This is a genomic window from Pseudomonas sp. (assembly GCF_049300855.1).
In the GTDB taxonomy this organism is placed as follows: domain Bacteria; phylum Pseudomonadota; class Gammaproteobacteria; order Pseudomonadales; family Pseudomonadaceae; genus Aquipseudomonas.
On the sequence record NZ_JBAQKH010000030.1, the window covers coordinates 101,353 to 124,330 of the forward strand.

At 60.6% G+C, this 22,978-nt stretch carries 21 protein-coding genes; 9 read left to right on the forward strand and 12 right to left on the reverse strand.

Features of this window, described 5'->3' with window-relative positions; genetic code table 11:
- Positions 1 to 25 precede the first annotated feature (25 nt).
- Genes folE2 through WA225_RS18115 form a run of 6 tightly spaced genes read left to right on the forward strand, consistent with a single transcriptional unit; the run spans position 26 to position 5,232 of the window.
- On the forward strand, positions 26 to 922 hold the full coding sequence (gene folE2 / locus WA225_RS18090) for a GTP cyclohydrolase FolE2 (RefSeq protein ID WP_422608985.1): 897 nt from the start codon (positions 26 to 28) through the stop codon (positions 920 to 922).
- Positions 919 to 1,587 (forward strand): metal ABC transporter ATP-binding protein, encoded by a 669-nt coding sequence (locus WA225_RS18095; protein WP_422608986.1) that lies wholly within the window; start codon positions 919 to 921, stop codon positions 1,585 to 1,587. Before folE2 ends, WA225_RS18095 begins: the two co-directional genes overlap by 4 nt.
- The gene (locus tag WA225_RS18100) at positions 1,587 to 2,453 is read left to right on the forward strand and encodes a metal ABC transporter permease (protein ID WP_422608987.1); all 867 of its coding nucleotides are present in this window, start codon (positions 1,587 to 1,589) and stop codon (positions 2,451 to 2,453) included. The genes WA225_RS18095 and WA225_RS18100 overlap by 1 nt, the downstream gene beginning before the upstream one ends.
- An 11-nt stretch (positions 2,454 to 2,464) precedes the next feature.
- Positions 2,465 to 3,340 carry a metal ABC transporter substrate-binding protein gene (locus WA225_RS18105; RefSeq protein WP_422608988.1) on the forward strand — a complete coding sequence of 292 codons (876 nt, stop codon included), beginning with the start codon at positions 2,465 to 2,467 and terminating at the stop codon, positions 3,338 to 3,340.
- Positions 3,337 to 3,897 carry a carbonate dehydratase gene (locus WA225_RS18110; protein ID WP_122842141.1) on the forward strand — a complete coding sequence of 187 codons (561 nt, stop codon included), beginning with the start codon at positions 3,337 to 3,339 and terminating at the stop codon, positions 3,895 to 3,897. The genes WA225_RS18105 and WA225_RS18110 overlap by 4 nt, the downstream gene beginning before the upstream one ends.
- A gap of 3 nt (positions 3,898 to 3,900) precedes the next feature.
- A complete protein-coding gene (locus tag WA225_RS18115) occupies positions 3,901 to 5,232 on the forward strand; it encodes a dihydroorotase (protein ID WP_422608989.1) in 1,332 nt (443 codons plus the stop codon).
- A gap of 54 nt (positions 5,233 to 5,286) precedes the next feature.
- Here WA225_RS18115 and WA225_RS18120 read toward each other — a convergent pair whose 3' ends face one another.
- Complete coding sequence (locus WA225_RS18120; RefSeq protein ID WP_034152149.1) at positions 5,287 to 5,805, reverse strand: DUF3617 domain-containing protein; 519 nt, start codon at positions 5,803 to 5,805, stop codon at positions 5,287 to 5,289.
- A gap of 131 nt (positions 5,806 to 5,936) precedes the next feature.
- Here WA225_RS18120 and cls point away from each other — a divergent pair, with 131 nt between their 5' ends.
- Positions 5,937 to 7,376 carry a cardiolipin synthase gene (gene cls / locus WA225_RS18125; RefSeq protein WP_422608990.1) on the forward strand — a complete coding sequence of 480 codons (1,440 nt, stop codon included), beginning with the start codon at positions 5,937 to 5,939 and terminating at the stop codon, positions 7,374 to 7,376.
- Positions 7,377 to 7,412: 36 nt separating this feature from the next.
- On the opposite strand, the gene cfaB is transcribed toward cls, so the two are convergent.
- From cfaB to hflK (WA225_RS18165), 8 genes are all read right to left on the reverse strand, one after another.
- Positions 7,413 to 8,600 (reverse strand): C17 cyclopropane fatty acid synthase CfaB, encoded by a 1,188-nt coding sequence (gene cfaB, locus WA225_RS18130; RefSeq protein ID WP_422608991.1) that lies wholly within the window; start codon positions 8,598 to 8,600, stop codon positions 7,413 to 7,415.
- Between the two features lie 85 nt (positions 8,601 to 8,685).
- Positions 8,686 to 9,471 (reverse strand): putative DNA-binding domain-containing protein, encoded by a 786-nt coding sequence (locus tag WA225_RS18135; protein WP_422608992.1) that lies wholly within the window; start codon positions 9,469 to 9,471, stop codon positions 8,686 to 8,688.
- A complete protein-coding gene (locus WA225_RS18140) occupies positions 9,462 to 10,307 on the reverse strand; it encodes a DUF692 domain-containing protein (protein WP_422608993.1) in 846 nt (281 codons plus the stop codon). The genes WA225_RS18135 and WA225_RS18140 overlap by 10 nt, the downstream gene beginning before the upstream one ends.
- A 66-nt stretch (positions 10,308 to 10,373) precedes the next feature.
- The gene (locus WA225_RS18145; RefSeq protein ID WP_422608994.1) at positions 10,374 to 10,625 is read right to left on the reverse strand and encodes a hypothetical protein; all 252 of its coding nucleotides are present in this window, start codon (positions 10,623 to 10,625) and stop codon (positions 10,374 to 10,376) included.
- 110 nt (positions 10,626 to 10,735) lie between these two features.
- Positions 10,736 to 12,643: a heavy metal translocating P-type ATPase gene (locus WA225_RS18150; protein ID WP_422608995.1), complete on the reverse strand. Its 1,908-nt coding sequence runs from the start codon at positions 12,641 to 12,643 to the stop codon at positions 10,736 to 10,738.
- Positions 12,640 to 13,701: a protease modulator HflK gene (gene hflK / locus WA225_RS18155; protein ID WP_422608996.1), complete on the reverse strand. Its 1,062-nt coding sequence runs from the start codon at positions 13,699 to 13,701 to the stop codon at positions 12,640 to 12,642. Before hflK (WA225_RS18155) ends, WA225_RS18150 begins: the two co-directional genes overlap by 4 nt.
- Entirely contained in the window at positions 13,698 to 14,738 is a 1,041-nt protein-coding gene (hflC, locus tag WA225_RS18160) for a protease modulator HflC (protein ID WP_422608997.1), read from the reverse strand. The genes hflK (WA225_RS18155) and hflC overlap by 4 nt, the downstream gene beginning before the upstream one ends.
- Entirely contained in the window at positions 14,735 to 16,693 is a 1,959-nt protein-coding gene (gene hflK, locus WA225_RS18165; RefSeq protein WP_422608998.1) for a protease modulator HflK, read from the reverse strand. Before hflK (WA225_RS18165) ends, hflC begins: the two co-directional genes overlap by 4 nt.
- Positions 16,694 to 16,903: 210 nt before the next feature.
- Between hflK (WA225_RS18165) and lpdA the strand changes: the two genes are divergently transcribed.
- Positions 16,904 to 18,304 (forward strand): dihydrolipoyl dehydrogenase, encoded by a 1,401-nt coding sequence (gene lpdA, locus WA225_RS18170; protein WP_422608999.1) that lies wholly within the window; start codon positions 16,904 to 16,906, stop codon positions 18,302 to 18,304.
- 93 nt (positions 18,305 to 18,397) lie between these two features.
- Here lpdA and WA225_RS18175 read toward each other — a convergent pair whose 3' ends face one another.
- A complete protein-coding gene (locus WA225_RS18175; RefSeq protein ID WP_064116528.1) occupies positions 18,398 to 18,871 on the reverse strand; it encodes an Lrp/AsnC family transcriptional regulator in 474 nt (157 codons plus the stop codon).
- A 144-nt stretch (positions 18,872 to 19,015) separates the two neighbouring features.
- Here WA225_RS18175 and WA225_RS18180 point away from each other — a divergent pair, with 144 nt between their 5' ends.
- A complete protein-coding gene (locus WA225_RS18180; protein ID WP_422609000.1) occupies positions 19,016 to 19,645 on the forward strand; it encodes a LysE family translocator in 630 nt (209 codons plus the stop codon).
- Here WA225_RS18180 and WA225_RS18185 read toward each other — a convergent pair.
- On the reverse strand, positions 19,642 to 21,780 hold the full coding sequence (locus WA225_RS18185; protein ID WP_422609001.1) for a hypothetical protein: 2,139 nt from the start codon (positions 21,778 to 21,780) through the stop codon (positions 19,642 to 19,644). The genes WA225_RS18180 and WA225_RS18185 overlap by 4 nt on opposite strands.
- Positions 21,767 to 22,951, reverse strand: a complete 1,185-nt coding sequence (locus WA225_RS18190) for a DUF3142 domain-containing protein (protein ID WP_422609002.1) — start codon at positions 22,949 to 22,951, stop codon at positions 21,767 to 21,769. Before WA225_RS18190 ends, WA225_RS18185 begins: the two co-directional genes overlap by 14 nt.
- Between the last annotated feature and the right edge of the window lie 27 nt (positions 22,952 to 22,978).

Below are 22,978 nucleotides of genomic sequence, written 5' to 3' on the forward strand. Positions count from 1 at the left end.
TTCAATTAACACGATGGTCCTGAACATGAATTCGATGACACTTCCGGATATCGCCGCGCAATCCACTCGCCAAGCCCTGCCACTTGAATGGGTGGGCATGCGCGGCATCGCTTTACCTGTCTCATTGGAAGGCCAACGCCTAAGTGCCAAGGCAGATGCCGGAGTGAGTCTTGATGATGGCGAAGCGCGAGGCATCCACATGTCGCGGCTGTATTTGGCGTTGGCAGCGCTTGAGCAGGAAAGCCTTTCCCCGTCTTTGCTGCATCAGGTACTAAAACGTTTCCTGAACAGTCACGACGGTTTATCCAGCCGCGCCTACTTGAACATTCACACGGATTTGCTGTTGAAAAGGCCCGCGCTGATCAGCCCATTAGCCGGCTGGAAGTCCTATCCAGCGATCATTTCGGCCAGCCTGAAAAATCAGATGTTCCACGTGGAACTCAAAATCGAAGTGCCCTACTCCTCAACTTGCCCCTGCTCCGCGGCCTTGGCACGGCAGTTGATCCAGCAACAATTCATCGACGACTTCGCAAATAAAACCTTGCAGCACGCCGACGTTTTGGCCTGGCTCGGTTCGACTCAAGGCATTGTCGCTACACCTCACAGTCAACGCAGCATTGCGCAACTGCATATTTACCTCGACGAATTCGTTGATGAATTCCCCCTCATCGCCATCATCGATGACGCCGAAGCCGCCCTCGGCACCGCCGTGCAAACCGCAGTCAAGCGCGCAGACGAACAAGCCTTCGCCCTCGCCAATGGGCAAAATCTGATGTTCTGCGAAGACGCCGCACGTCGATTGAACCTCGCGCTTCGCCGCACACCCGGCGTTAATCAGTTCCATCTGCGAGTGATTCACGCCGAAAGCTTGCACGCCCATGACGCCGTCGCCGAAAGCCACTGGCAGCGTGAGCAAGCATGATCCGCTGCCAATCCTTGAGTTGGGGGACTCCAGGCCAACCGCTAACCGCCCCCCTGAATCTGGAACTGGACAGCGGTAGCTTGACCGCAATCATCGGCGCCAATGGCTGTGGTAAAAGCAGTCTTTTAAAAGTCATCGCCGGATTGCAGAAACCCTTGGCCGGCAAAGTCGCCCTGAGTGTTCCACGGCAAAGTGGATTGTCTTTCCTGCCACAGCAACAGCATCTCGATCGCCAATTCCCGATCAGCCTCGAAGAGCTGATTGCTGCCGGTTTCTGGGGGCGCCGACTTTCAACACAACTGCGCGCGCAACGTCTGAAAGACGCATTGGAAAACTGGCACCTGAGTGGACTGGAACAACGTCCGCTCATGGCGCTCTCAGGCGGCGAGTTGCAACGCGCCCTACTCGCTCGTTTGAGTCTGACCGACGCTCCCGTCCTGCTGCTCGACGAACCTCACGCCGCACTCGATGAACTTGGCCAACAGTTACTCTGGCAACACCTGCGCGCCTGGCACGGCGAAGGTCGAACGCTCGTCGTGGTCTGTCATGACCTCGCCGCCGTACGCCAGCACATCCCGCAAACCCTGCTGATTAAAAACCGCGAATGCGTGTACGGCGCCAGCGTCGAATTGATCCGGCAAACTCCTCACACACAGGTGGCCTGATGCTCACCGTCGCCCACTTCTGGCAACCGTTCAACGAGTTCGTGTTCATGCGCCGCGCGCTCCTTGGCGGATTGGTATTGGCATGTAGCACGGCACCACTCGGTGTGTTTTTGATCCTGCGACGGATGAGCCTGATCGGTGACGCGGTGGCTCACGGCATCCTTCCCGGCGCGGCATTAGGATTCTGGTTTGCCGGTTTGAGTCTGCCCGCCCTCACACTCGGAGGCCTCGGCGCCGGCCTGAGCATGGCCGGACTTGCCGCCTGGATCACCCGCAGAACCGGTCTGCGCGAAGACGCCAGTCTTGCCGCAATTTATCCAATCTCCCTCGCCAGCGGCGTACTGATCCTCGGCATCGCCGGCAAACGCCTCGACCTCCTGCACCTGTTGTTCGGCTCGGCTCTGGCCGTCGATGGACCGACACTCAATGGCATGTTGTGGGTTTCGGCATTCAGCCTGATTGCCATGGCATTGATCTACAGACCACTGCTGCTCGACACCCTCGACCCGCTGTTTCTGAGAACCGTGAGCCGGCTCGGCCCGCTCGCCCACGGCGTGTTCCTGACCCTCGTGGTGCTGAATCTGGTGATCGGTTTCCAGGCTATCGGCGCACTGATGGTGGTCGGGTTGATGATGCTTCCCGCCGCGGCCTCGCGATTCTGGAGTCGTCGCCTGCCGGTCCTGATTGCCATCGCCGCCCTGCTCGGTTGCCTCTCGGTCTGGTTCGGTCTGTTGCTGTCGTTCTACTACTCGCTGCCCAGTGGTCCGGCCATCGTGCTGGTCGCGGGCCTCGGTTATCTGCTGTCCGTGGTGTTCGGGCCGGTGCACGGCTTGCTGCGCCGCCCGCCTTTGCTCACATCCCAATGAGGTGTTTCCCGATGCGCGCTCTACTCGTGTTGTTCAGCCTGATGCTGTCGATGTCCTTGTCGGCGGCGGAAAAATTACCGGTGGTGACCAGCTTCAGCATTCTCGCCGACATGGTGCATCAGGTCGGCGGCGAACATATCCAGATCACCAACATGGTCGGCCCGGACGCCGACGCGCACACCTACGAACCGACGCCGGACGATGCCAAAGCGCTGCTCAGCGCCAAACTGATCATCAAGAACGGCCTCGGTTTCGAGCCGTGGCTGGATCGACTGGTCACCAGCACCGAGACCAAAGCCACGGTCATCAGTGCCAGCCATGGTGTGATTCCACGTTCACTGGATGAAGACGGTGAAACCGTTCCCGACCCGCATGCCTGGCACAATCTGGCGAACACCGAGCTGTACATCGCCAACATCACCAAGGCGCTGATTGCTGCCGACCCGGCGAACAAGGCCGACTACGAACGCAACAGCAAAACCTATCTGAAGCAGATCTACGCCCTGCTCGCTGAAGCTAAAACCAAACTCGGCTCGCTGCCCCCGGGCAACCGCAAGATCGTCACCAGCCACGATGCGTTCGGTTATCTCGGTCAGGCATACGGAATCGACTTCATGGCACCGCAGGGTTTGTCCACTGAGCGTGAACCCTCGGCTGCCGAAGTCGCAGCACTGATCACCCAGATTCGTCAGGCCAAGGTCAAAGCGGTGTTCATGGAAAACATCAAGGATGCGCGCCTGCTTAAACAGATCGCCGACGAAAGCGGCGCGCACATCGGCGGCACACTCTATTCGGATGCCCTCGCCGCCAGCGGCCCAGCCAGCACTTTCACCGGCATGTTCGAATACAACCTCAACACCCTTTACGACGCGCTGAGCCGACCATGATCCGCAAGAATCCTTCAGGTGATTTACCGCAGATCGCCGAGTCGGCCTACGTCGATAAAACCGCGATCATCTGCGGCAAGGTGGTGATCGGCGAGAACGTCTTCGTCGGCCCCTATGCGGTGATCCGCGCCGACGAAGTGGATGCGTCGGGCGAGATGGAGCCGATCACCATCGGTGCCAATTCGAACATTCAGGACGGTGTGGTGATCCATTCCAAATCCGGTGCAGCGGTGACCATCGGCGAGTTCAGCTCCATCGCCCACCGCTCGATCGTGCATGGACCCTGCGTGGTTGGCGACCGGGTGTTCATCGGCTTCAACAGCGTCCTGTTCAATTGCGTGGTGGGTAACGGCTGCGTGGTACGGCACAACTCGGTGGTCGATGGTCGCGATTTGCCGGATGCCTTTTACGTGCCCTCCACCACCCGCATTGGTCCGAACACCGACCTCTCGTTGTTTCCACCGGTGAGCGTCAGCGCTTCGGAGTTTTCCGAAGACGTGGCGCGCACCAACGTCGATCTGGTGCGCGGCTACAAAGCCTTGCAGAACGAGTTCTGAACCATGAGCAGCGTGCTGATTCGCAACGCCAGGCTGGTCAACGAAGGGCGTGAGTTCGACGCGGATCTGTTGGTCAGCAATGGACGCATCGTCAAGATCGCGCGCAGCATCGAAGGTGAAAACGCCACGGTGGAAATCGATGCCAACGGCCAATGGCTGCTGCCGGGGATGATTGATGACCAGGTACATTTTCGTGAGCCGGGTGCCCCGGCCAAGGGCAGCATTCACAGAGAATCGCGTGCGGCGGTTGCCGGGGGCATCACCAGTTTCATGGACATGCCCAACACCGACCCGGCGACCCTCAACCTCGAAGCGCTGGCGGATAAAAAGCGTCGAGCGGCGATCAATTCGGTGGCCAATTACGGCTTTCACTTTGGGGTGAGCCGCGACAACCTCGACACGGTCGCCGCGCTCAATCCGTGTGAAGTGGCCGGGGTGAAAGTGTTCATGGGCGCCTCGACCGGCAACATGCTGGTGGACGATCCGCAGATTCTCGAGCGGCTGTTTGCCGAGGTGCCGACGATTCTCTTGGCGCACTGCGAACACACGCCGAGCATCGACGCCAACGCGGCCAATCTGCGAGAGTTGTTCGGCGATCGTATTCCGCCCGCCGCTCACCCGCTTATTCGCAATGCCGAGGCGTGTTATCGATCCTCATCACTGGCGGTGGAATTGGCCAAACGTCACGGCACACGTCTGCATGTTTTGCACCTGACCACAGCACGTGAACTGGCGTTGTTCGAGGACAAACCGTTGGCGCAGAAACGCATCACCGCTGAAGTGTGTCTGCATCATTTGTTGTTCGATGATCGTGACTATCCAAACCTCGGCAACCTGATCAAGTGCAACCCGGCGATCAAGAGTCAAAGCGATCGTGATGCTTTGCGTGAAGCTTTGAACAGCAATCGGCTGGACGTTATCGGCAGCGATCATGCGCCGCATACCTGGGAAGAAAAGCAGCGGCCCTACGCGCAAGCGCCTTCAGGATTGCCACTGGTGCAGCATGCATTGCCGGCGCTGATGGAGTTGGTTGCGGATAGGGTTCTGCCAATCACGACCTTGGTAGCGAAGATCAGCCATCGTGTCGCGGATCTGTTTGCGATTCCGGATCGTGGTTATTTGCGTGAGGGGTATTGGGCGGATCTGGTGCTGGTTGAGGCGCAGACGCTGGAGGTCGATCGGCAACCGATTCTGTCGCAGTGCGGCTGGACGCCGTTTGCCGGACGCAGCTTTCGGTATCGGGTAAATACGACGATTGTGTCGGGGCAGATTGCCTGGCGGGAGGGTCGGGTGAATGACGGGTGTCGGGGGTTGGCGCTGAGGTTTATGCGCTGAATGTTATGACGCTTTCGCGAGCAGGTGCGACGATTCGACCTGCTCGCGAAGCTTTTAGGCTCTAGGCTTCACAGCGCCGCAATCCTGGCCGAGCCAAACCGCGCGCGTCTCCAGACTGCCCTTCTGGTTGATCCCGATCGCATTGAACGTGCCATTGGCCACCGTGGTGAACTCACGATCACTGAGGAACGTCGCCACGCCAGTGCCCTGCGCTTTCGGGCAACTGAAACGGAATTTCCACTGGTTACCGGTGCGATCGGTGATCTGCTGTTTGCAGCCCGATTGTGGATCGGCCAATGGAATGTCGTTGGTTGCCACCTGCTCCGGCGTCAGACACGCGCGGATGCCCTTGCCGCCGATATTGATGCCGTTCTTCTCCAGCGCCGCGCGCTGTTGCGGGGTCATCTGGCCTTGCAGTTGGCCGAGGATCGATTGCACATCCATTGGCTGGTCATCGACCTTGACGTTGCTCGAGGTCATTTCCCACAGCCCTGGCTGCAGCATCTGCGCTTGCGCAACCACCGGCAATGCCAAACCCAGACCCAGCGCCAAACCCAGCAGACGAACGTTCATCGAGAAACTCCTGATCAGTAGTGGCCGTTAGACGCCGGCCGATTGCTTCGGTTCATGCGCCAATTAAATAGCGACATTCGCCACAGAACATGGTCTGTTAAGCATTGAATCTTCCGGAGCAAGGCTGCCCCATGGATTATTTTGGACCGCACATTTTCGGTTATCTGATTGCCCTGTTGCATACCCTCGGCCTGATCGCCGCCGTCCACGCGGTGCTCACCGTGCGCACGGCTCAAGGCTCGATTGCCTGGGCATTGTCGCTGATCTTCATTCCTTATCTCACGCTTATTCCGTATCTGGTGTTCGGCCGCAGTACCTTCGACGGCTACATCAAGGCGCGACGCCAGGCCAACGAACAAATGCGCCAGGCCATTTCCGAACTGAACTGGCGCCCGTGGGTGGAGGAAGCTCTGACCGCTCGTGCCTCGAATGCCTACGCGTCGTTGCGGGCGATGCCCAAACTCGGACGCATGCCGTGTCTGGCAAACAACGAAGTGCAGTTGTTGATAAACGGTACGGCAACTTTTGATGCGATCTTCCAGGCCATCGATCAGGCGAAAGAAGCCGTGCTGATCCAGTTTTTCATCATCCACGATGACCGCTTGGGCCAACGTCTGCGCGACATGCTGCTGAAGAAAGCCGCCGAAGGCGTGACGATTCATCTACTCTACGACCGCATCGGCAGCCACGCCCTGCCGCATAGTTACGTGCAAGCGCTGCGCGATGGCGGCGTCGAGGTCAAAGCGTTCGCCACGCGCAGCGGTTGGCTTAATCGCTTTCAGGTCAACTTCCGTAACCACCGCAAAATCGTTGTGGTCGATGGTGTCGTCGGCTTCGTCGGCGGACACAATGTCGGCGACGAGTATCTGGGTGAAAAACCGCCGCTGGCGCCGTGGCGCGATACCCACGTTAAAGTCCGTGGCCCGGTGGTGGCGTGCATGCAGGAATCCTTCGCCGAAGACTGGTTCTGGGCGGCGCGAACGTTGCCGCCGCTGATCCTGCCGGATCAATACCCGGATGACGGCGTGCTCTGCCAACTGCTCGCCAGCGGCCCCGCCGATGCCTACGAAACCTGTTCGCTGTTCTTTGTCGAAGCGATCCACGCGGCAACGGAACGGGTGTGGATCACCAGCCCGTATTTCATCCCCGACGAAGCGGTATTCGCCGCGTTACGGCTGGCGGTACTGCGCGGTGTCGATGTGCGTTTGCTGCTGCCTTCACGTCCCGACCATCGCATCGTCTACGCGGCCTCCAGCTTGTACGCCTTTGAAGCCGTGCGCGCCGGCGTCCGGGTGTTCCGTTACGAACCCGGGTTTCTGCATCAGAAAGTGGTATTGATCGACAGCGAGATCAGTGCGATCGGCAGCGCCAACCTCGACAACCGCTCGTTCCGGCTGAATTTCGAAGTGATGTTGCTGACCGTCGACAGTGTTTTCGCTGCCAGCGTGGAAGAGATGCTTAACGAGGATTTCGCGCAGGCCTACGAGGTTGCCAAAGAAGAAAGCCGGGAGGTCCACCGCCTGCAACAAGTCGGCATGCGGATCGCCCGGCTGATTTCGCCGATTCTTTGAAACCCTCTCCCCGCGAGGAGAGAGTTTCGCGCGGCATCAAGGATTGTAGATATCGTCGCGGGTCCATGGCAGTTCATGGCTGCCATCCGGATGCGCTTTCACCGCGAGTATCTGGTGCAGGTTGATCCAGCCGCGTGCAAACGCGTACGCACAACCGGCCAGGTACAAACGCCAGATGCGCAGTGCTTGATCGGGCACCAGTTTGCCAGCCGCTTCGAGGTTGTCTTCCAGCCGCTCACTCCAGTGATCGAGCGTACGCGCGTAATGCAGGCGCAGGCTTTCGACGTCGACAATTTCCAGCCCGGCTTCGCTGATCTCGGCGGAGATCATCGACAAGTGCGGTAGCTCGCCGTTGGGGAATACGTACTTCTCGATGAAATCCCCGGCACCGCGCCCCACCGGACGGCCGTCGGTGTGTTTGGCGGTAATGCCGTGGTTCATCACCAGCCCGCCCTCCTTCACCGCACCGAACAGGGTTTTACCGTACTCGGCGAGATTGGCGTGGCCGACGTGCTCGAACATCCCCACGCTGACGACTTTGTCGAAACGCCCGTCTTGCGGCAAATCGCGGTAATCGAGCAACTGCAGTTCGATCTGGTCTTCCAGGCCTTCGGCTTTAACTCGCTCGCGCGCCAGTTCCAGTTGTTCCTTGCTCAGGGTGATGCCAAAGACCTTGGCGCCGAATTCACGCGCGGCATACCGCGCCAACCCGCCCCAACCGCAGCCGACATCCAGCAAATAGTCGCCCGGCTGCAAACGCAGCTTGCGACACAGATGGCGGAATTTGGCTTGCTGCGCCTGCTCCAGGGTTTCGCTGCCCGTTTCGAAATACGCGCAGGAATACGCCATGTCGCTGTCCAGCCAGAGCTGGTAAAACGCGTTGGACAAATCGTAGTGGTAGGAAATGGCTTTGGCGTCGGCTTCCTTGTCGTGCAAGACCCGCACCGGCTGATTGTCGTCATCGTCACCGAGCAACGCGTTGCTCAATTCGTCGCAGACCCGGATGACCTCGCTGATCGAGCCCTCCAGCTCAAGTTTGCCTTCAACGAATGCCGCTCCGAGTGCATCAAGGCTTGGATGGGTGAACTGGGTGACCATCTGCGGGTCCTTGACCACGATGGTGACGCTGGGCGCCGGCCCCAGGTTGAACTCATGGCCGTCCCAGAGTCGCAGTCGAAGCGGTAGCTGCAGATTCTGTAAGGCCGGTGGAAGTTGCGCGAGCATGGAAAATCCCCCTTGTTTCAGACCGTCAGATCTGAGGGTAGACCATCCTTGAAAAATAGCAGGCTATCGATTTGATTAGCCAAATCTATCGTTGCAGGCGCTCCAGCAAACCGTCCTGGACCCACTGTTTCAGCCAGGTAACGGCTTGCAGCGCAGCGCCCTCACCATAAGTGACTGCTAACTCTGCGCACAGTTCGGAGAAATTCCAGGCCTGGTTCAACAGCCCATCAAGGGCATCGGCCTCAGCGCTTGCGAGGCTGCGATAACTGCACACCAACTCACTGCGCCAGATAACACAGACTTGTGGCGATGCCAGCGCCTGGCTCTCGGGAAAATCCGCTTCAGCCTTTACCGAGCGCCATATCGCAACACTGTTGTATGCGCACCGCAGCCATTGCAGGGAAGGCGCCGGTTTGACTTGCAGGGTCGGCCATTCTTCGGCGGCGAGCGTCGCCATTGCATCGATCGTCAGTGGCGTGCCTGCCGGGGAATCGAATGCCAGAGTGAACGCCCATTCCAGCGCGGCCAATTCAGCCAGCGGAGCACTTTGCTCGCGCACCAGATGCTCGCGGATGAAATCTTCAAAGCCTTTGCCCAGCCAGCGCAGGCTGTAATGAGCTGACGGCTGTTGGCGAATGTACGCCGTGGCGAGCTGATCAAACTCTGCGTCACCCAGCCAGTGCCAGATCGTTGGAAAGTCATTGCGCAGTACGTCCAGCAGACGCGCCTTGTAGGCGTTGTGATAAATCGCCAGACCAGTACCGACATTCAGTGTCGGCCCGCCAATCAGGCTGTTGCCCAAGCCAGCATCCGCCGCCGTTTCATCCAGCAGAAACGCCTCGAATGCCAACTGCCATTCATTCAGGCGCATGGCTGTCTCCCGGTCAGGACTTGGTCGCCCAGTTCACGCGCGGTGCGCAACTCATCGAGCAGCTCTTCGAAAGGCGGGAAATGATCGTCGCGCTCCAGCAATGTCGCCACCGGGCCGAAGTGTTCCAGCGTGCGCTGATACAACGCCCAGACCGGATCGCTTACCGGGTGGTCGTGGGTATCGATGACGTAGTCGCCGTAATCACTGTGGCCGGCAAGGTGCAACTGGCGGACTTTGTCAGTCGGCAGACTTTGAATGAAGGTCCAGGGATCGAAACCATGATTGCGTGAACTGACATAGACGTTGTTCACATCCAGCAGTAACTCACAGCCAGTCGCTTGGCTTAGCGCGCCAAGAAACTCCCACTCGGTGAAATCATCCGCGGCAGCGCGTACGTAACTGGAGACGTTTTCCAACACCAGCGGCCGCTGCAGCACGTCCTGCACCTGAGCCACGCGGCCAGCAATGTATTCGAGACTTTCTTCGGTGTATGGCAGCGGCAACAAGTCATGCAACTGATGGGCGTTGCCGCGGCTCCAGCACAAGTGATCGGAGATCCACGCGGGTTTGATCCGCTCGGCCAATTGTTTGAGCTGCTTGAGGTAGTCCGGATCGAGGGCATGCGGCCCGCCGATGGACAGGGAGACGCCGTGCATCACCAGTGGGTAGCGTTCGGCGATGGCGTCCAGGTAGTACAGGGCTTTGCCGCCCGGCACCATGAAATTTTCCGAGACCACTTCAAACCAGTCGACATCAGGCGACTGTTCGAGGATCTGCTGGTAGTAAGTACTGCGCAATCCCAGGCCATAGCCGAGGAAGGGATGTGAAGCGGACATGAGCCGACTCCTGCAAAAAAAGTGGCCGCAGTGGCCTGAACCACTGCGGCGGCACTTGGCGGTCAGTTATTCGCCGACCTTGCCACCGGCTTTTTCGCAAGCCGATTGAGTCATCGCTTTGAAGCCCTGGCCTTTGCAGGCGCCCATGCCTTTGCAGGCGTGGTCTTTGGTTTTGCAGTCGTTCTGGCCTTTGCAGGCGTTGACGCCGTAGCAGTGAACGTTGGCATCGGCAGCCATCGCGTTGGTGGCAATACCGGCAAACATCGTGGCGGCGGCGAAAGCGAGAGCAGCACCAGCAGCAGCGGTCTTGATGGTCATTTTTCTTATCCTCGGTAATCGTCAGGGGTGTCGGCTGGAAGGTTGTTCAGTCCCGACATAGCACTAGAGAAGGCTGCCCTTGTGGCGTTACAGAGGCTGCGAAAATAATTTCAATGGTCTTTCTCGAGCTTGAGCAAAGGCTCCTGAAAGCGCAGCAAGCGCCCGGCATTGCCCAGCACCAGCAGCGTGCTGAGGTTATGCAGCAGCGCCGCAATCATCGCCCCCGCAGCGCCGAGCCAGCCGAATGCGGCAAACACCACGATCGCCAGCGTCCAGCCCAGGCCAATGATCACGTTGACTTGCAACGTCCGCCGGCACTGCCGGCTCAGTCGCACGCAGGTGCCGAGCCGGCGCAGGTCGCTTCCGATCAGCACGATGTCGGCCGAGGCCAACGCAATGTCGGCACCGCCCGCCCCCATCGCGACGCCCACCACGCCAGCCTTCAGTGCCAGCGAATCGTTGATGCCGTCGCCCACCACCATCGGGCGGAAACCGTCATCGATTTCCTTGAGCACACGATTGAGTTTGTCCTCGGGCAACGCTTGCGCCTGCACCTCGTGCAAACCGACATCTTTGGCCAAGGCCTGAGCAACGCTGTGGCGGTCACCCGTCAGCAACAATTGCCGCCCCAAACCCAACTCGCGCAATTCGCCGAGGGCGAAACGCGCTTCCGGTTTGATGCTGTCGGCCAGCAATAGCCAGGCGAGGAATTCACCGTTCAGCGCCAGTCCGGCAATCGGGCCATCGTGTTCGGGAACTGCCGTGGTGGCGATGCCCAACTGTGCGAACAACTCCGGACGGCCGAGCGCTGCTTCGCCCTGCGCGGTCATGGCGACGACCCCGAGGCCTTGGCGCTCGTGAATATCAGTCAGCGCCACACAATCCTGCGGACTGACCAACCCGGCGAGTGCGCGACTGACCGGATGACTGCTGGCCGCGCCGAGGCTGGCGGCCAGCGCCCGCACACTGGAAGAGTCCGCGCGCGGGCTGCTGATCGACTGTAAGTGCAGGCTGCCATACGTCAGCGTGCCGGTCTTGTCGACCACCAGCGAAGTCAGATCAGCGAGCTCTTCGAGGAACGCCGAGCTGCGGATCAGAATGCCGTGGCGCGCGGCCACCGCTACCCCGGCAATCGCCGTGGCCGGCGCCGACAACACCAAGGCGCACGGACACGCGGCAACCAATACCGCGAGCATCGCTTGCGCGTTGTTGGTGATGAACCAGGTCACCGCCGCCAGCAACAACACCAGCACCATATAGCTGCCGGCATAGCGCTCCAGCAATCGGGTGATCGGTGGTTTCGAACGTTCGGCGTTTTGCATCAGCGCGATGACTTTACCGAGGGTCGACTCTTCGCCGGTGCGGGTGACTTCGATGCGCAGCAGGCCATCCAGATTGATCGCGCCGCCGAACACGGTCATGCCGACACCCGCCTCCACCGGTACCGATTCACCGGTAATCGAAGCTGTGTCGAGGCTGGCCTGGCCGGACAACACACGACCGTCCGCCGGGATCCGATCACCTGCACGAACTTCAACGCTGTCACCGGGTTTCAGCGTGCCATTGTCGACTTCGATGATCGTCCCGTCCGCCTGAATCTTGCGGGCATGGCTGCGGGTCAATTGGCCGAGGGCGTGAATCGCTTCCTGCGAACCGATGACACTGCGCTCTTCCAGCACATGGCCGAAGATCATGATGATCGGCAGCAGCGCCGCCGTGAGTAAATCCCCGGTCGCCCAGGCCCCGAGCATCGCCAGAGCAATCAGTTGATCGGTAATGCCGTGCAGGCTCGGATAACGCAGGCTGTACCACGCCGAACGCATTACCGGCACGGCCACTAATAAGGAAGCGAAACCAAGCAGCAACTGACTCACGCCGCTCTGCTCCGGCAGCAGCCAACGCCAGATCAGGCCGAGCCCGAGCAGGCCCAACGCGAGCATGGCCAAGGTCAGTTGGCGCGCGGCGCGGCGTTGTTCGGCCGACGACAGCAGGCTCGGCGCAGCGGTGGTTGCACTCATTTTGTCGCTCCCTGAATGATCAGGCGGGAATCGTCTTTCGGATCGACCGTGGTCACCGAGCCGGCCTGGCCGAGAATCTTCGGCATGCGCTCGCGATACAAACGCAGGAGCATTTGCGGGTCGGTGCCCTGCTGTTGTGCCTTGGCCAGACTCAACACCGTTGCCGTGTCCGCCGAAGCTTTGGCCAAACGCTCACCCGCTTGTGCGTGCGCAACCTGCAATGTGCGGTCAGCCTGTTCGTTGGCGGTCTGGGTGAGCTTTTCTGCATCGGTCCGCGCGTTGGCTACGGCTTTGTCGGCTTGCTGACTGGCAGTCAACACCGCATTGAAAGCGCTGACCGCAGGATCCGGCAGGCTCGATTGCACATCGACCCGGGCCACTTCGACACCGATGCCCTGCCCGCTCGCCTTCAATTCAGCGAGGCGCTGATTGATGCCTTGCACCAGATCACCGCGCAGTCGCTCGCGACGTTCAGCGGCCTGATTGTCGGCACCGATCAATTCCGGACGGGCAACCAGAATGGTGTCCAGATCGCGCGCAGCGGTGAGTGCGACGGCACTGCGGGTGACCAGACGATCCAGTGCCGGCAACACATGATCGCCCTGCAACACGAAATCATACGGGGCGGTGACTTTGTAAAACACCCGCACATCCAGTTGCACAACGCCGGCGTCACCGGTCAATAAATAACCAGAGCCCGCCAGCGCATCACTGATCGGCACAGCGAATGAAGCGACCCGATCGGCTTTGATCGCCTCATCGCTGCGCAACAGGTTTTCCACTCGACGCTCGATGACCCGGTCGGCTGCCGGCAGCAAAATGACTTGCTCGAATGGCTGTGGCCACGCCAATAACAGCCCCGCATTTTGAATGCGGTCCAGCGCTCCCAAGTGCAAAACCACGGCACGATTTTGCGGATCAATCTGCCGCACATTGGAAACCGCCCACGCCAACGCGGCCAACAATGTCACCGCATACAGCGCAATAAACGCCAAACGACCGGCCTGAATCCACGGGCTGTTCAGCGAATGTGTTCCACGTGGAACTTCTTCACTCATGGCTGCGATCCGGGTGTGCTGTCGATTGTCGGCGGGCCATCAACCAACACGCGGAAAGGCGCAGCATCGGTACGCAGAATCAGTTTCGTGTCAGGGCTGACGATGGTGCCGAGGGTGTCCAGTGAACGCAGCAAGTTGTAGAGCTGCGGCGAACTGGCGTACGCACGCCCGTAGATTTGCGCGGCTTCGACGCGCGATTGCGCTTCAATGTCGGCGGCCTTCACCGTTGCGTCGGCTTGCACAATCCGCGCATCGCGCTCGGCGGCGGAGCGGATTTGCGCCGCTTCGCGTTTGCCAATCGCCGTGCGTTCGGTGGCAATGGTTTCACGCTCGGCGCGCATGCGGTCGACCGTGGCGGTGAGTGTCACCGACGGCAAGGTCAATCGTTCGATGCCCACCTGGACCACGCGCACCCCGTAGGTGGCAAGCAATTGCTGATCGATCTGCTGACGCAATTGAGCTTCAAAATCGGCGATGCGCACCTGACTGGCGTCGGTGTTGACCAGACTCGCCAGATCAAAACTGCTGGCCGTGGTTTCCAGCGCCGAGCCGACAAACGTACGAATCTGCCGCGCCGCTTCGTCCGGTTGGTTCTGCACGGCGCGCATGAAGCGCTGCACATTGTCCGGGTCGCCCTGCACCTGCCACGCCACGTAAGCCTGGACAATGATGCGCAAACCGTCGCGAGTACCGACATCCTGTAAACCGCTAGAGGTGGTACGCAGGCGCAGATCTACCGGAATCGCCGCTTCGAATGGCGCCGGCCAGCGCCAGCTCAAGCCCGGATCGAGCAACACCCGCGACGGATTACCAAAACGGGTAATGACCGTGGCTTCACCCGAGCGCACTTGCACCAGACTCGCCGCCGCAATGGCAAACGCCACCAGCAACGCCGCCCAGCCCATGCGCCGCCACGGGAAAGGACCCGCCTCTGCCGGCGCGCCGTGGTGGTGATGCCCGTGATGATGGTGATGCCCGCCGTGGCCGTGATCGTGGCCGCCGTGGTCATGATGATCGTGAGTGTGCGACTGGCTCAATGGGCAACTCCTGGTTGAGCGGTGGTGCGCGCTGGCGTTGGGTCTGCCGGCAGCGTGAACGTACGCAGGTCGATGGTCGGTGCGTTGCTGCTGCCGCCAAGTCGATGATCAAGCACAAGCAACCTGGCTTTGCTCAGGCCTTGGCTGAGCTGACTAAAGTATTGCTCCAGCACGAATGCCTGGCCGGCACTGGCGTAGGCTTTCTGTTCGGCGGTGAATTTCAGGTCCGCAGCCTGCGCCGCCGCCTGGGTTTCACGCGCGTTGGCGCTGGCCTGATCGCGCGCGAGGCTGGCCTGCAACTGCGCCTGATTACTCGCTTGCGCCGCAGCGCCACGCTCACGCGAGATCAACGCCTGCGCACCAATCTGCGCCGCTTGCACACTGTGATAGGCATTGGCTGCGCCGGCCGGCGGATGAATCGCCTCGACCACGGTCGCCAGGATTTCCACGCCACTGTCGAGTGTCTGCAGGTCTGCTTGCACTGCGCGACCGATTTCCTCGCCCAACCCTACCCGATCAGCACCGAGCAATCCGTCGAGGGTGCGCGAGGCAAAGTCATGCACCAGAATCCGGCTGGCCGTGCTGCGAATCAGCGTGGGTACGTCGGCGCTGTTGTAGCTGGCGGCCAGTGCCGCCTGATCGGTCAGGCCAATGCGATAAACGAAGCGCACGTCCATGTTGACGATCTGAAAGCTCTGCTGCGCGCCACGGCTGCTGGCGATAACTTGGGACTTATCATTGACGTGGCTGGCATCCCACAGGCGATTGGCCGTGAAGGGCGCAGGACCTTCGGCAGGCCCCGGTTGCACCGCCAGCGGGTTTTCGACGCTGGTCGCCAACTCGTGCACCACGCCGTTTTCAATATTGATTACTCGCCCCAATGGCCAAGGCAATCCCGTATGCAAACCGGGGCCGAACACTTCAACCGGTTTGCCGAAACGCTCGTAGATGCCACGACCTTGCAGGGGTATTTCATGAATGCCGGTGAGTAACCAACCGAGCGCGGCGATCAGCAACAACACTGGCAAAAACGCGCGGCGCATGTAGCTGAACGCCCAGATCTGGCGCAAATCAATACCAAACCGGTTGTGCAATTCATCCTGCAACGCAAGCAACGGTTGCGGTGGCCAGCGCAGCAGGTCGGCGACAAAACTGCGCGCCAGCAGGGTCGGCTCAAGCAGTTCACGGCGTGGACTGAACACCGAGAGCACGGCTCGCAATAGCAGCTCGATCGCGACCAATCCCGGCAAAATACCGATCAACACCGCCAGCCGTATAGGCCACACAACGCTCTCGCTGGCGAACAATAAACACAACGCACTGAGCAGCAAACTGATGATTGCCACCCGCGTCAGCTGCGCCAGTGTTCCGGCTTCGGGCCATTGCGCGGGACTTTCCTGCGCCAGGTGACGCTCCAGTACCAGCAACGCAAACGCCAGCAGTAACGCCAACACCGCACCGACGGTGGCCGACAAACCCACGGCGGCCGGCGGTAATGCGAGGTTCCATACCTGCTCGATACTTGACACTGCCAATAGCGCCCAAGCGCCCAGCCACAGTGTCGCGGCACCCATCTGGCCGAGCAGATACAGGCTGCGCTGACTCAAGCGTTCCAGCAGCCGCTCGTACCAGCCATCTGGCGCGGCCTGCTCGTCCACCGATTGAGGAACTGCCGCCAGCGGATTGATCACCCTTGCCCGCCACGCAGCCACCCACCAGGCCGCTTGCAACCCGCCGACCAACACCAGCAATGCCGCACTCTGATTGATCAACAGCGGCAGCCACAGCGATTGCGGTGCAAACAGCCCGACAAAAAAAGCCAGCACCCAACCCGCACCGGCAAGACTGCCAAAGCCAATGGCCCAGCGTCGTAATCGCCGTCCTTGCGCTGCCGCTTGTTGAAAGCGCGGCAATCCGCTCACTTGCGTGCCATCAACCTCCAGATCGACTTGCATATCACCCCAAAATCTTCGGCTCGCTGTTCATATCGTTACGATATAACGAAAAGCGTGAAATATTCGTACACAATTGCGCTTATCTAAAGACGCCCAACCTGTCGCTTGCCTGAAGCCTTGACCGAAATGCCCAGAAACGCACATATTACGTGCGTAATTTTATCCGAGAACTACTTTTAGCGATCGCATCCATCGAACTGGAGTAAGCGCATGAACAACTATGACGTGGTGATTCTGGGTGGCGGCCCCGGTGGTTATAACGCGGCGATCCGCGCCGGCCAGTTGGGCCTCAAGGCCGCGTGTGTCGAAGGTCGCGCAACCCTCGGTGGCACCTGCCTGAATGTCGGTTGCATGCCCTCCAAAGCCTTGCTGCATGCCTCGGAGCTGTACGATGCAGCGATGGGTGCGGAGTTCGCCAACCTCGGTATCGAAGTCAAACCGACGTTGAATCTCGCGCAAATGATGAAGCAGAAAGATGAAAGCGTGGCAGGCCTGACGAAGGGTATCGAATTCCTCTTTCGCAAAAACAAGGTCGACTGGATCAAGGGCTGGGGCCACATCGACGGCCCGGGCAAGGTCACGGTAACCGCCGATCAGGGCAGTAAGGTCGAGCTGACCGCCAAGGACATCATCATCGCCACCGGCTCCGAGCCCACTCCCCTGCCCGGTGTCGAGATCGACAATAAATGCATTCTGGATTCCACCGGCGCGCTGTCGCTGAGCGAAGTGCCCAAACACCTGGTGGTGATTGGTGCCGGTGTCATCGGCCTCGAACTCGGCTCGGTGTGGCGGCGTCTGGGCGCGCAGGTCACCGTGGTCGAATACCTCGACCGCATTTGCCCCGGCGTCGATGGCGAAGCGGGTAAAACCTTGCAGCGCTCGCTGAGCAAACAGGGCATCACCTTCAGACTGAGTTCGAAAGTCACCAGCGCCACCTCCTCAGCCAGCGGCGTGCAGCTCAGCGTCGAGCCCGCCGCCGGTGGTACCGCCGAGTTACTGGAAGCCGATTACGTGCTGGTGGCCATCGGTCGCCGTCCGTACACCCAAGGCCTGGGTCTGGAGAACGTTGGCCTGAGCACCGACAAGCGCGGCATGCTCGCCAACAAGCAGCATCGCACTGAGGCCGCTGGCGTCTGGGTCATCGGCGACGTGACATCCGGCGCGATGCTCGCGCACAAGGCCGAGGACGAAGCCATGGCCTGTGTCGAGCAGATCCATGGCAAGGCTGGCGAGGTCAATTACGACCTGATCCCCAATGTCATCTACACCAAACCGGAGCTGGCCAGCGTCGGCAAGACCGAAGAGCAGCTCAAGGCCGAAGGGCGCGCCTACAAGGTTGGCAAGTTTCCGTTCACCGCCAACAGCCGGGCGAAGATCAATCATGAAACCGAGGGTTTCGCCAAAGTCATCGCTGACGAACGCACCGATGAAGTGCTCGGTGTGCATCTTGTCGGCCCGAGCGTCAGTGAAATGATTGGCGAGTTTTGTGTGGCGATGGAATTCAGCGCGTCGGCCGAGGACATTGCGCTGACGTGCCATCCACACCCGACGCGCTCCGAGGCGTTGCGTCAGGCGGCGATGAATGTCGAGGGGATGGCGACGCAGATGTAGGTGGCCACCCAGCTCCCACAGTTGACCGTGTTCCTGCTGGAGAACTGCGCTCGAATGTGGGAGCGAGCTTGCTCGCGAAGGGTGCGACTCGGTCTACAGCGGAAGATGCCCCAACGGCAAAGCACCCGGCGTCTTCACCGTGTGGATCGCAAAGTTGCTGCGAATATCGCTCACGCCCGGCAACTTCAACAGGCAGCCGCTGAGAAAGCGGTCATACGCGCGCAGATCCGGCACCACCACTTGCAGCAGAAAATCCGATTCGCCCGACACCAGAAACGCTGAAATCACTTCCGGCAACGCGGTCACGGCTTTGTAAAACGCTTCGGCCTGCTCGTCGTTATGCCGCTCGACCTTGACCCCGACAAACACCGTCAGCCCCAACCCGACTTCGTCGCGATCCAGATTGGCCTGGTAGCCGCGAATCACCCCGGCCTCCTCAAGCATGCGCACTCGGCGTAAACATGGCGACGCCGACAGCCCGATTTCGTCTGCCAGCTCAACGTTACTCAAGCGACCGTTGCGTTGCAGGGCGGCGAGAATCTTGCGGTCGAAAGCATCCAGTTTCATCGTTGGCAGATCCTGATCGTCATGGTGCTGAAAACCAGCAGGTTATGCCAAAGCTGCGTACTTTTGAAGCGGACTACGCAAGCACCTGCCCCACCCTTCGGCTCTAGACTTGGCTCACCGAATCGACAACGAAAGGGCTGTGGCATGGCGAGTCTCTGGCTGTTTTTCCTGGCATTGGCGGTGGTTTATCTGCTGCCCGGCCCGGACATGATCCTGCTCCTGCAAACCGGCGCCCGTCAGGGTCGCGGCGCGGCGTTGGCCACGGCGGTCGGCCTGGGAATTGCCCGCGGCTGTCATGTGGCGCTGGCGGCGTTGGGTTTGGCGGCGCTGTTCAAGGCCGCGCCCTGGACGTTTGAGGTGGTGCGCATGGCGGGCGCGGCGTATCTGCTGTGGATCGGCGTTCAATGCTTGCGCAGTACGCTGCTGCCGAACCTGACTGCTGGCTATATTGCCAATACGCAGGGGCAATGGCGCGAGGCGATCCGGCGCGGTTTGCTGACCAATCTGCTCAACCCCAAAGCGCTGCTGTTCTGCTCGGTGCTGTTGCCGCAATTCATCGTCGCCGACGGCGCACCGGTACTGAGCCAATTCGCCGTGCTCGGTGCGCTATTGGTCGGCGTCGGCCTGCTGTTCGACAGCGCTTATGCGCTGACCGGCGCCGCATTGGGCCGCTGGCTGCAACACAGCCCAACGGCGCAACGGGTTCAACAATGGCTGTTCGGCAGCCTGTTGATCGGCTTCGCGGTGCGCCTGACCTTCGTCCAGCAGGCTTAGCCTTTGCGCACCTTGCGCTGACGTCGCGAGATCAACAGCAACGCGGCCGCCGTGACCAACACAATGGCGCCGATCTGCACCGGCCACTTGTACGGTCGCAGCGATGAGCGCACGGCATCCGTTACTTGGGTCACGTAGCGTTTGTCGGCGTTTCCGAAGTCCGGGTACGGGCACTGATTGCCGAAATCCACCGCCCACGGTACGAACGGGCCTTCTTTGATGTAACGCTGATACAGCGCGCTCTGATCGTCCAGGCTGCTGTTCCAGCCGGCGGCGTTGCACAGTACAGCGGCAAACGCCTGACTGGTGTGTGGCAGATTGTCAGCCGCGCGCCCGGCCAGTTCGGTGGCAACGAAACGGTAGTGATAGCGCTGATCCGGTTTCGCCTCGCTGGCGACCTGACGTTGCACTTCGGCGTCGCTGACCAGCGGGCCGACTTTCAGCTCCGTGGTTTCCAGGCTGTAATTGCCTCCGAACGTGGCGTAGTCCGGAGCCATCTCGTAACCGAGAATATCCATGCCCCATTCGCGCGCCGTCCACGCCGCGTTGTACAGCGCACTGGCACGCTTGGTCGGCCACCAAGCGGCATCGGCTTTCAAGCGTTGCTCGCCGTAGAGGCGAGCCTTGTTTTGCAGGTCGGGATTGTCGAAGTAAACCACCGCATCGGCGTAATGGCCTTCACGCAACAAGCGGCGCCCGAGCAGATTGCGCAGGCTGGCGGCGACGGGCAGCGGCACGTAGTTGTCGCGCTGCTGCTGGGTCAACGCTGGCGGCGCCGGTACGTTTTCATCGACGTAGCGTTTCAGTTCATCAACCGTCAGCACCCGTTCGGCCACGGTCGCGGCGTCAAACCAATAAGTGCTGTTGCTGCGATACAACTGCACGAAGGCTTGCAGATATTCACCACGCTGCAACGCCAGAATGGCACTTTCACCTTCGACCCGGCACTTGGGCTGAACGCTTTCAAACGCCCAGTCCGGCGTGCGTCGATAGCCCCAATCCTCATTCTGCGGAAAGGCCTGCGCGGCTTTGGAATAGGCTTGCGCGGCGGCAGTCCTGTCGCCGTCGCGTACCGCCAGTTTCGCCCGCAGCCACCACGCCAGACCGCCGTCCCCGGCGTTTTCGAGGAAGGCCTTGGCGCCGGCATAGTCGCCCTGTTGATAACTCATCGCGGCCAGACGATCAGCGTTTTCGAGGCTGCCGCGCGTGCTGTTTTGCAGCAACTTGACGAGTTTTTTCTCGTTCGGCGGTTCATCGCCATACGACCAGCCTTCGCGGCTGACCAGCGATGCCGTGACCAGTTGCTGCACCGCTTTATGCTGGAACAACTCAGCCAGTTCGGCCTCGGGCAATTCGGCCAGTTCATTCATCAATTGTTTGAGCGAGGTGTAACCCACGCCCGAGCCGTGCAGGTTTTGCGCTTCATACAACTCGATGGCGCCGCTCCAGTTGCCAGCCGTGCGCAGCACCCGCGCCTCTTCACCGAGGCTGGCAACGCCCAACTCCAGCGGATCGCTGAGGCCGTCGATGCTCATCTGTCGGACCTGGCGGAACGCCGCCAGCGATTGCTCCAGCGCATCGACTGCATCGCCGCTTTCACTGCTCATGGCGAACCAGGTGCGGCCCAGCGAGTAGGCGGCCCACGTACTGCGCAACGGACGCTGATCCGCCGGCAACGCCAGCAGTTTGTTGAAATATTCGACGGCCAGTTGATGATCGCCCGTGGCAAACGCCACCGCGCCGGCCACGTACAAACGGATTTCTGCCGGCAGGCTGGCGCCCTGCGCCTCGGCCTGGCGTGCATCGGTCAGGCCGCGCAGTTGTTTGACCAGTGCTTGCTGTTCGGCGCTCAGGCCGGCCTGTTCGGCGATTTCCCGAGACGCGGCGGCGGCGTTGTCCTCACCGTACACGTCGTTCGGATTGTGGGTCGCTGCGGTGACGTTCTTCAGCCCGGCGATGGTTTTGCCGAGGCGACTGAGTTCGAAGTGGAAGTTGCCTTCAGGCAGATCCGCCAGCGTCTGCCCGCGATTGTCGAGCAGGCGCATCGGGAAATCCGGCCCACAGGCCAGCGCCGAACCCAGCGGCAAGCAGAGGCTCAGGCAGAGCAGATGGCGAGGCCAGTTACGGGTCAACATGCGAACCTCCTTGATCAATATGTGCGCAACGTGCCCAACCGATGGCGCGTTGTCCACCCGCCGGCAAGCGGCCGTCGCGCAGGCGGGTGAAGGTAAGCAGATCCGGGCTTTGTTGCAACGAGTAACCGGCGAGCGCATCGGCGCCTTCACAGCTGTGCGCCTTGAGGGTGATCCGCGCAGGCCAGGCGTTGTCGAGATTGCCGGGGTTGTCGAGTTTGATGTCGTAGAGACCGTCGTGTTCGCTCAACGTCACGCCGAGCCGACTGTCGAGTTGATCGCCACGGGCGACGGCACGCAGTGTGGTCAGGCTCCAGGCGCGGCGATCATTGGCCAGCGGCAAGCGAAACCAGATCAGCCCGGCCAGATGCGCCGGCGGGTCTTCGCGCAAGGTCTTGCCGAGTTGGCTTAATTGCAGTGGATCGGCGAGCAGTTCCTGACGCTTGCCAGCGCGCTCAAGTTGCACTTCGCTTTCCACCACCGGTGCCCCGCCGTCATCCGGCAACAGCGCCACGCCATAAGCCGGCAGCGCCAGATAGAACGGCTTGTCGGTGATCCGTGCCCAGGCCTTGGCCCACATCAACGCCTGCTCAGAATCAAACAGTCCTCGACGTGGATCGCTGACGGCGTGCACTTGCAGCACGCTGCTGTCGACGCTTTGCAGGAGCTCAGGCAATTGCGCGCTATTGAGCCAGGCTGGCAGCGCCGTGATGCTCAGCGGTAGCGCGCTCGGCAATGCCGAGCGCAAGTGGTTGAGGAATTGCGCGTAGTCCGGCAAGCGCGCATTACCCGCGTCGTGATCGATCTCGACGCCGCTCAGCGTCAGACCTTGCGCCTGCCAATCGGCCAACACCTGCAGAATCTGTGCAGTCACTTGCTGCTGATCCAGCGACTTGAGTTGCCCGTCGAGACGAATTACTGCAATCAACGGACGGCCATCGGCTTTCAGCAGTTGCGCATCGATCCGCGCCCTGCTCCATCCGGCATCAGGAAAGGCCTGCAACGCCAGCACGCGCAGTGTCGAGAAGTCAGGACGACTGTCACGCAACGCCGCCGCATGGGCCGGCGTCCATTGGCGTTGCCAGATATAGAGTTGTTGATCCAGCGGTGGCGCGTCCTGCTGCCTGCAAGCAGAAAGCACCATCAACGCAAACAGACCGACGAGCAACCGCATACCTTACAAGCCCCTGAAACCACAAAG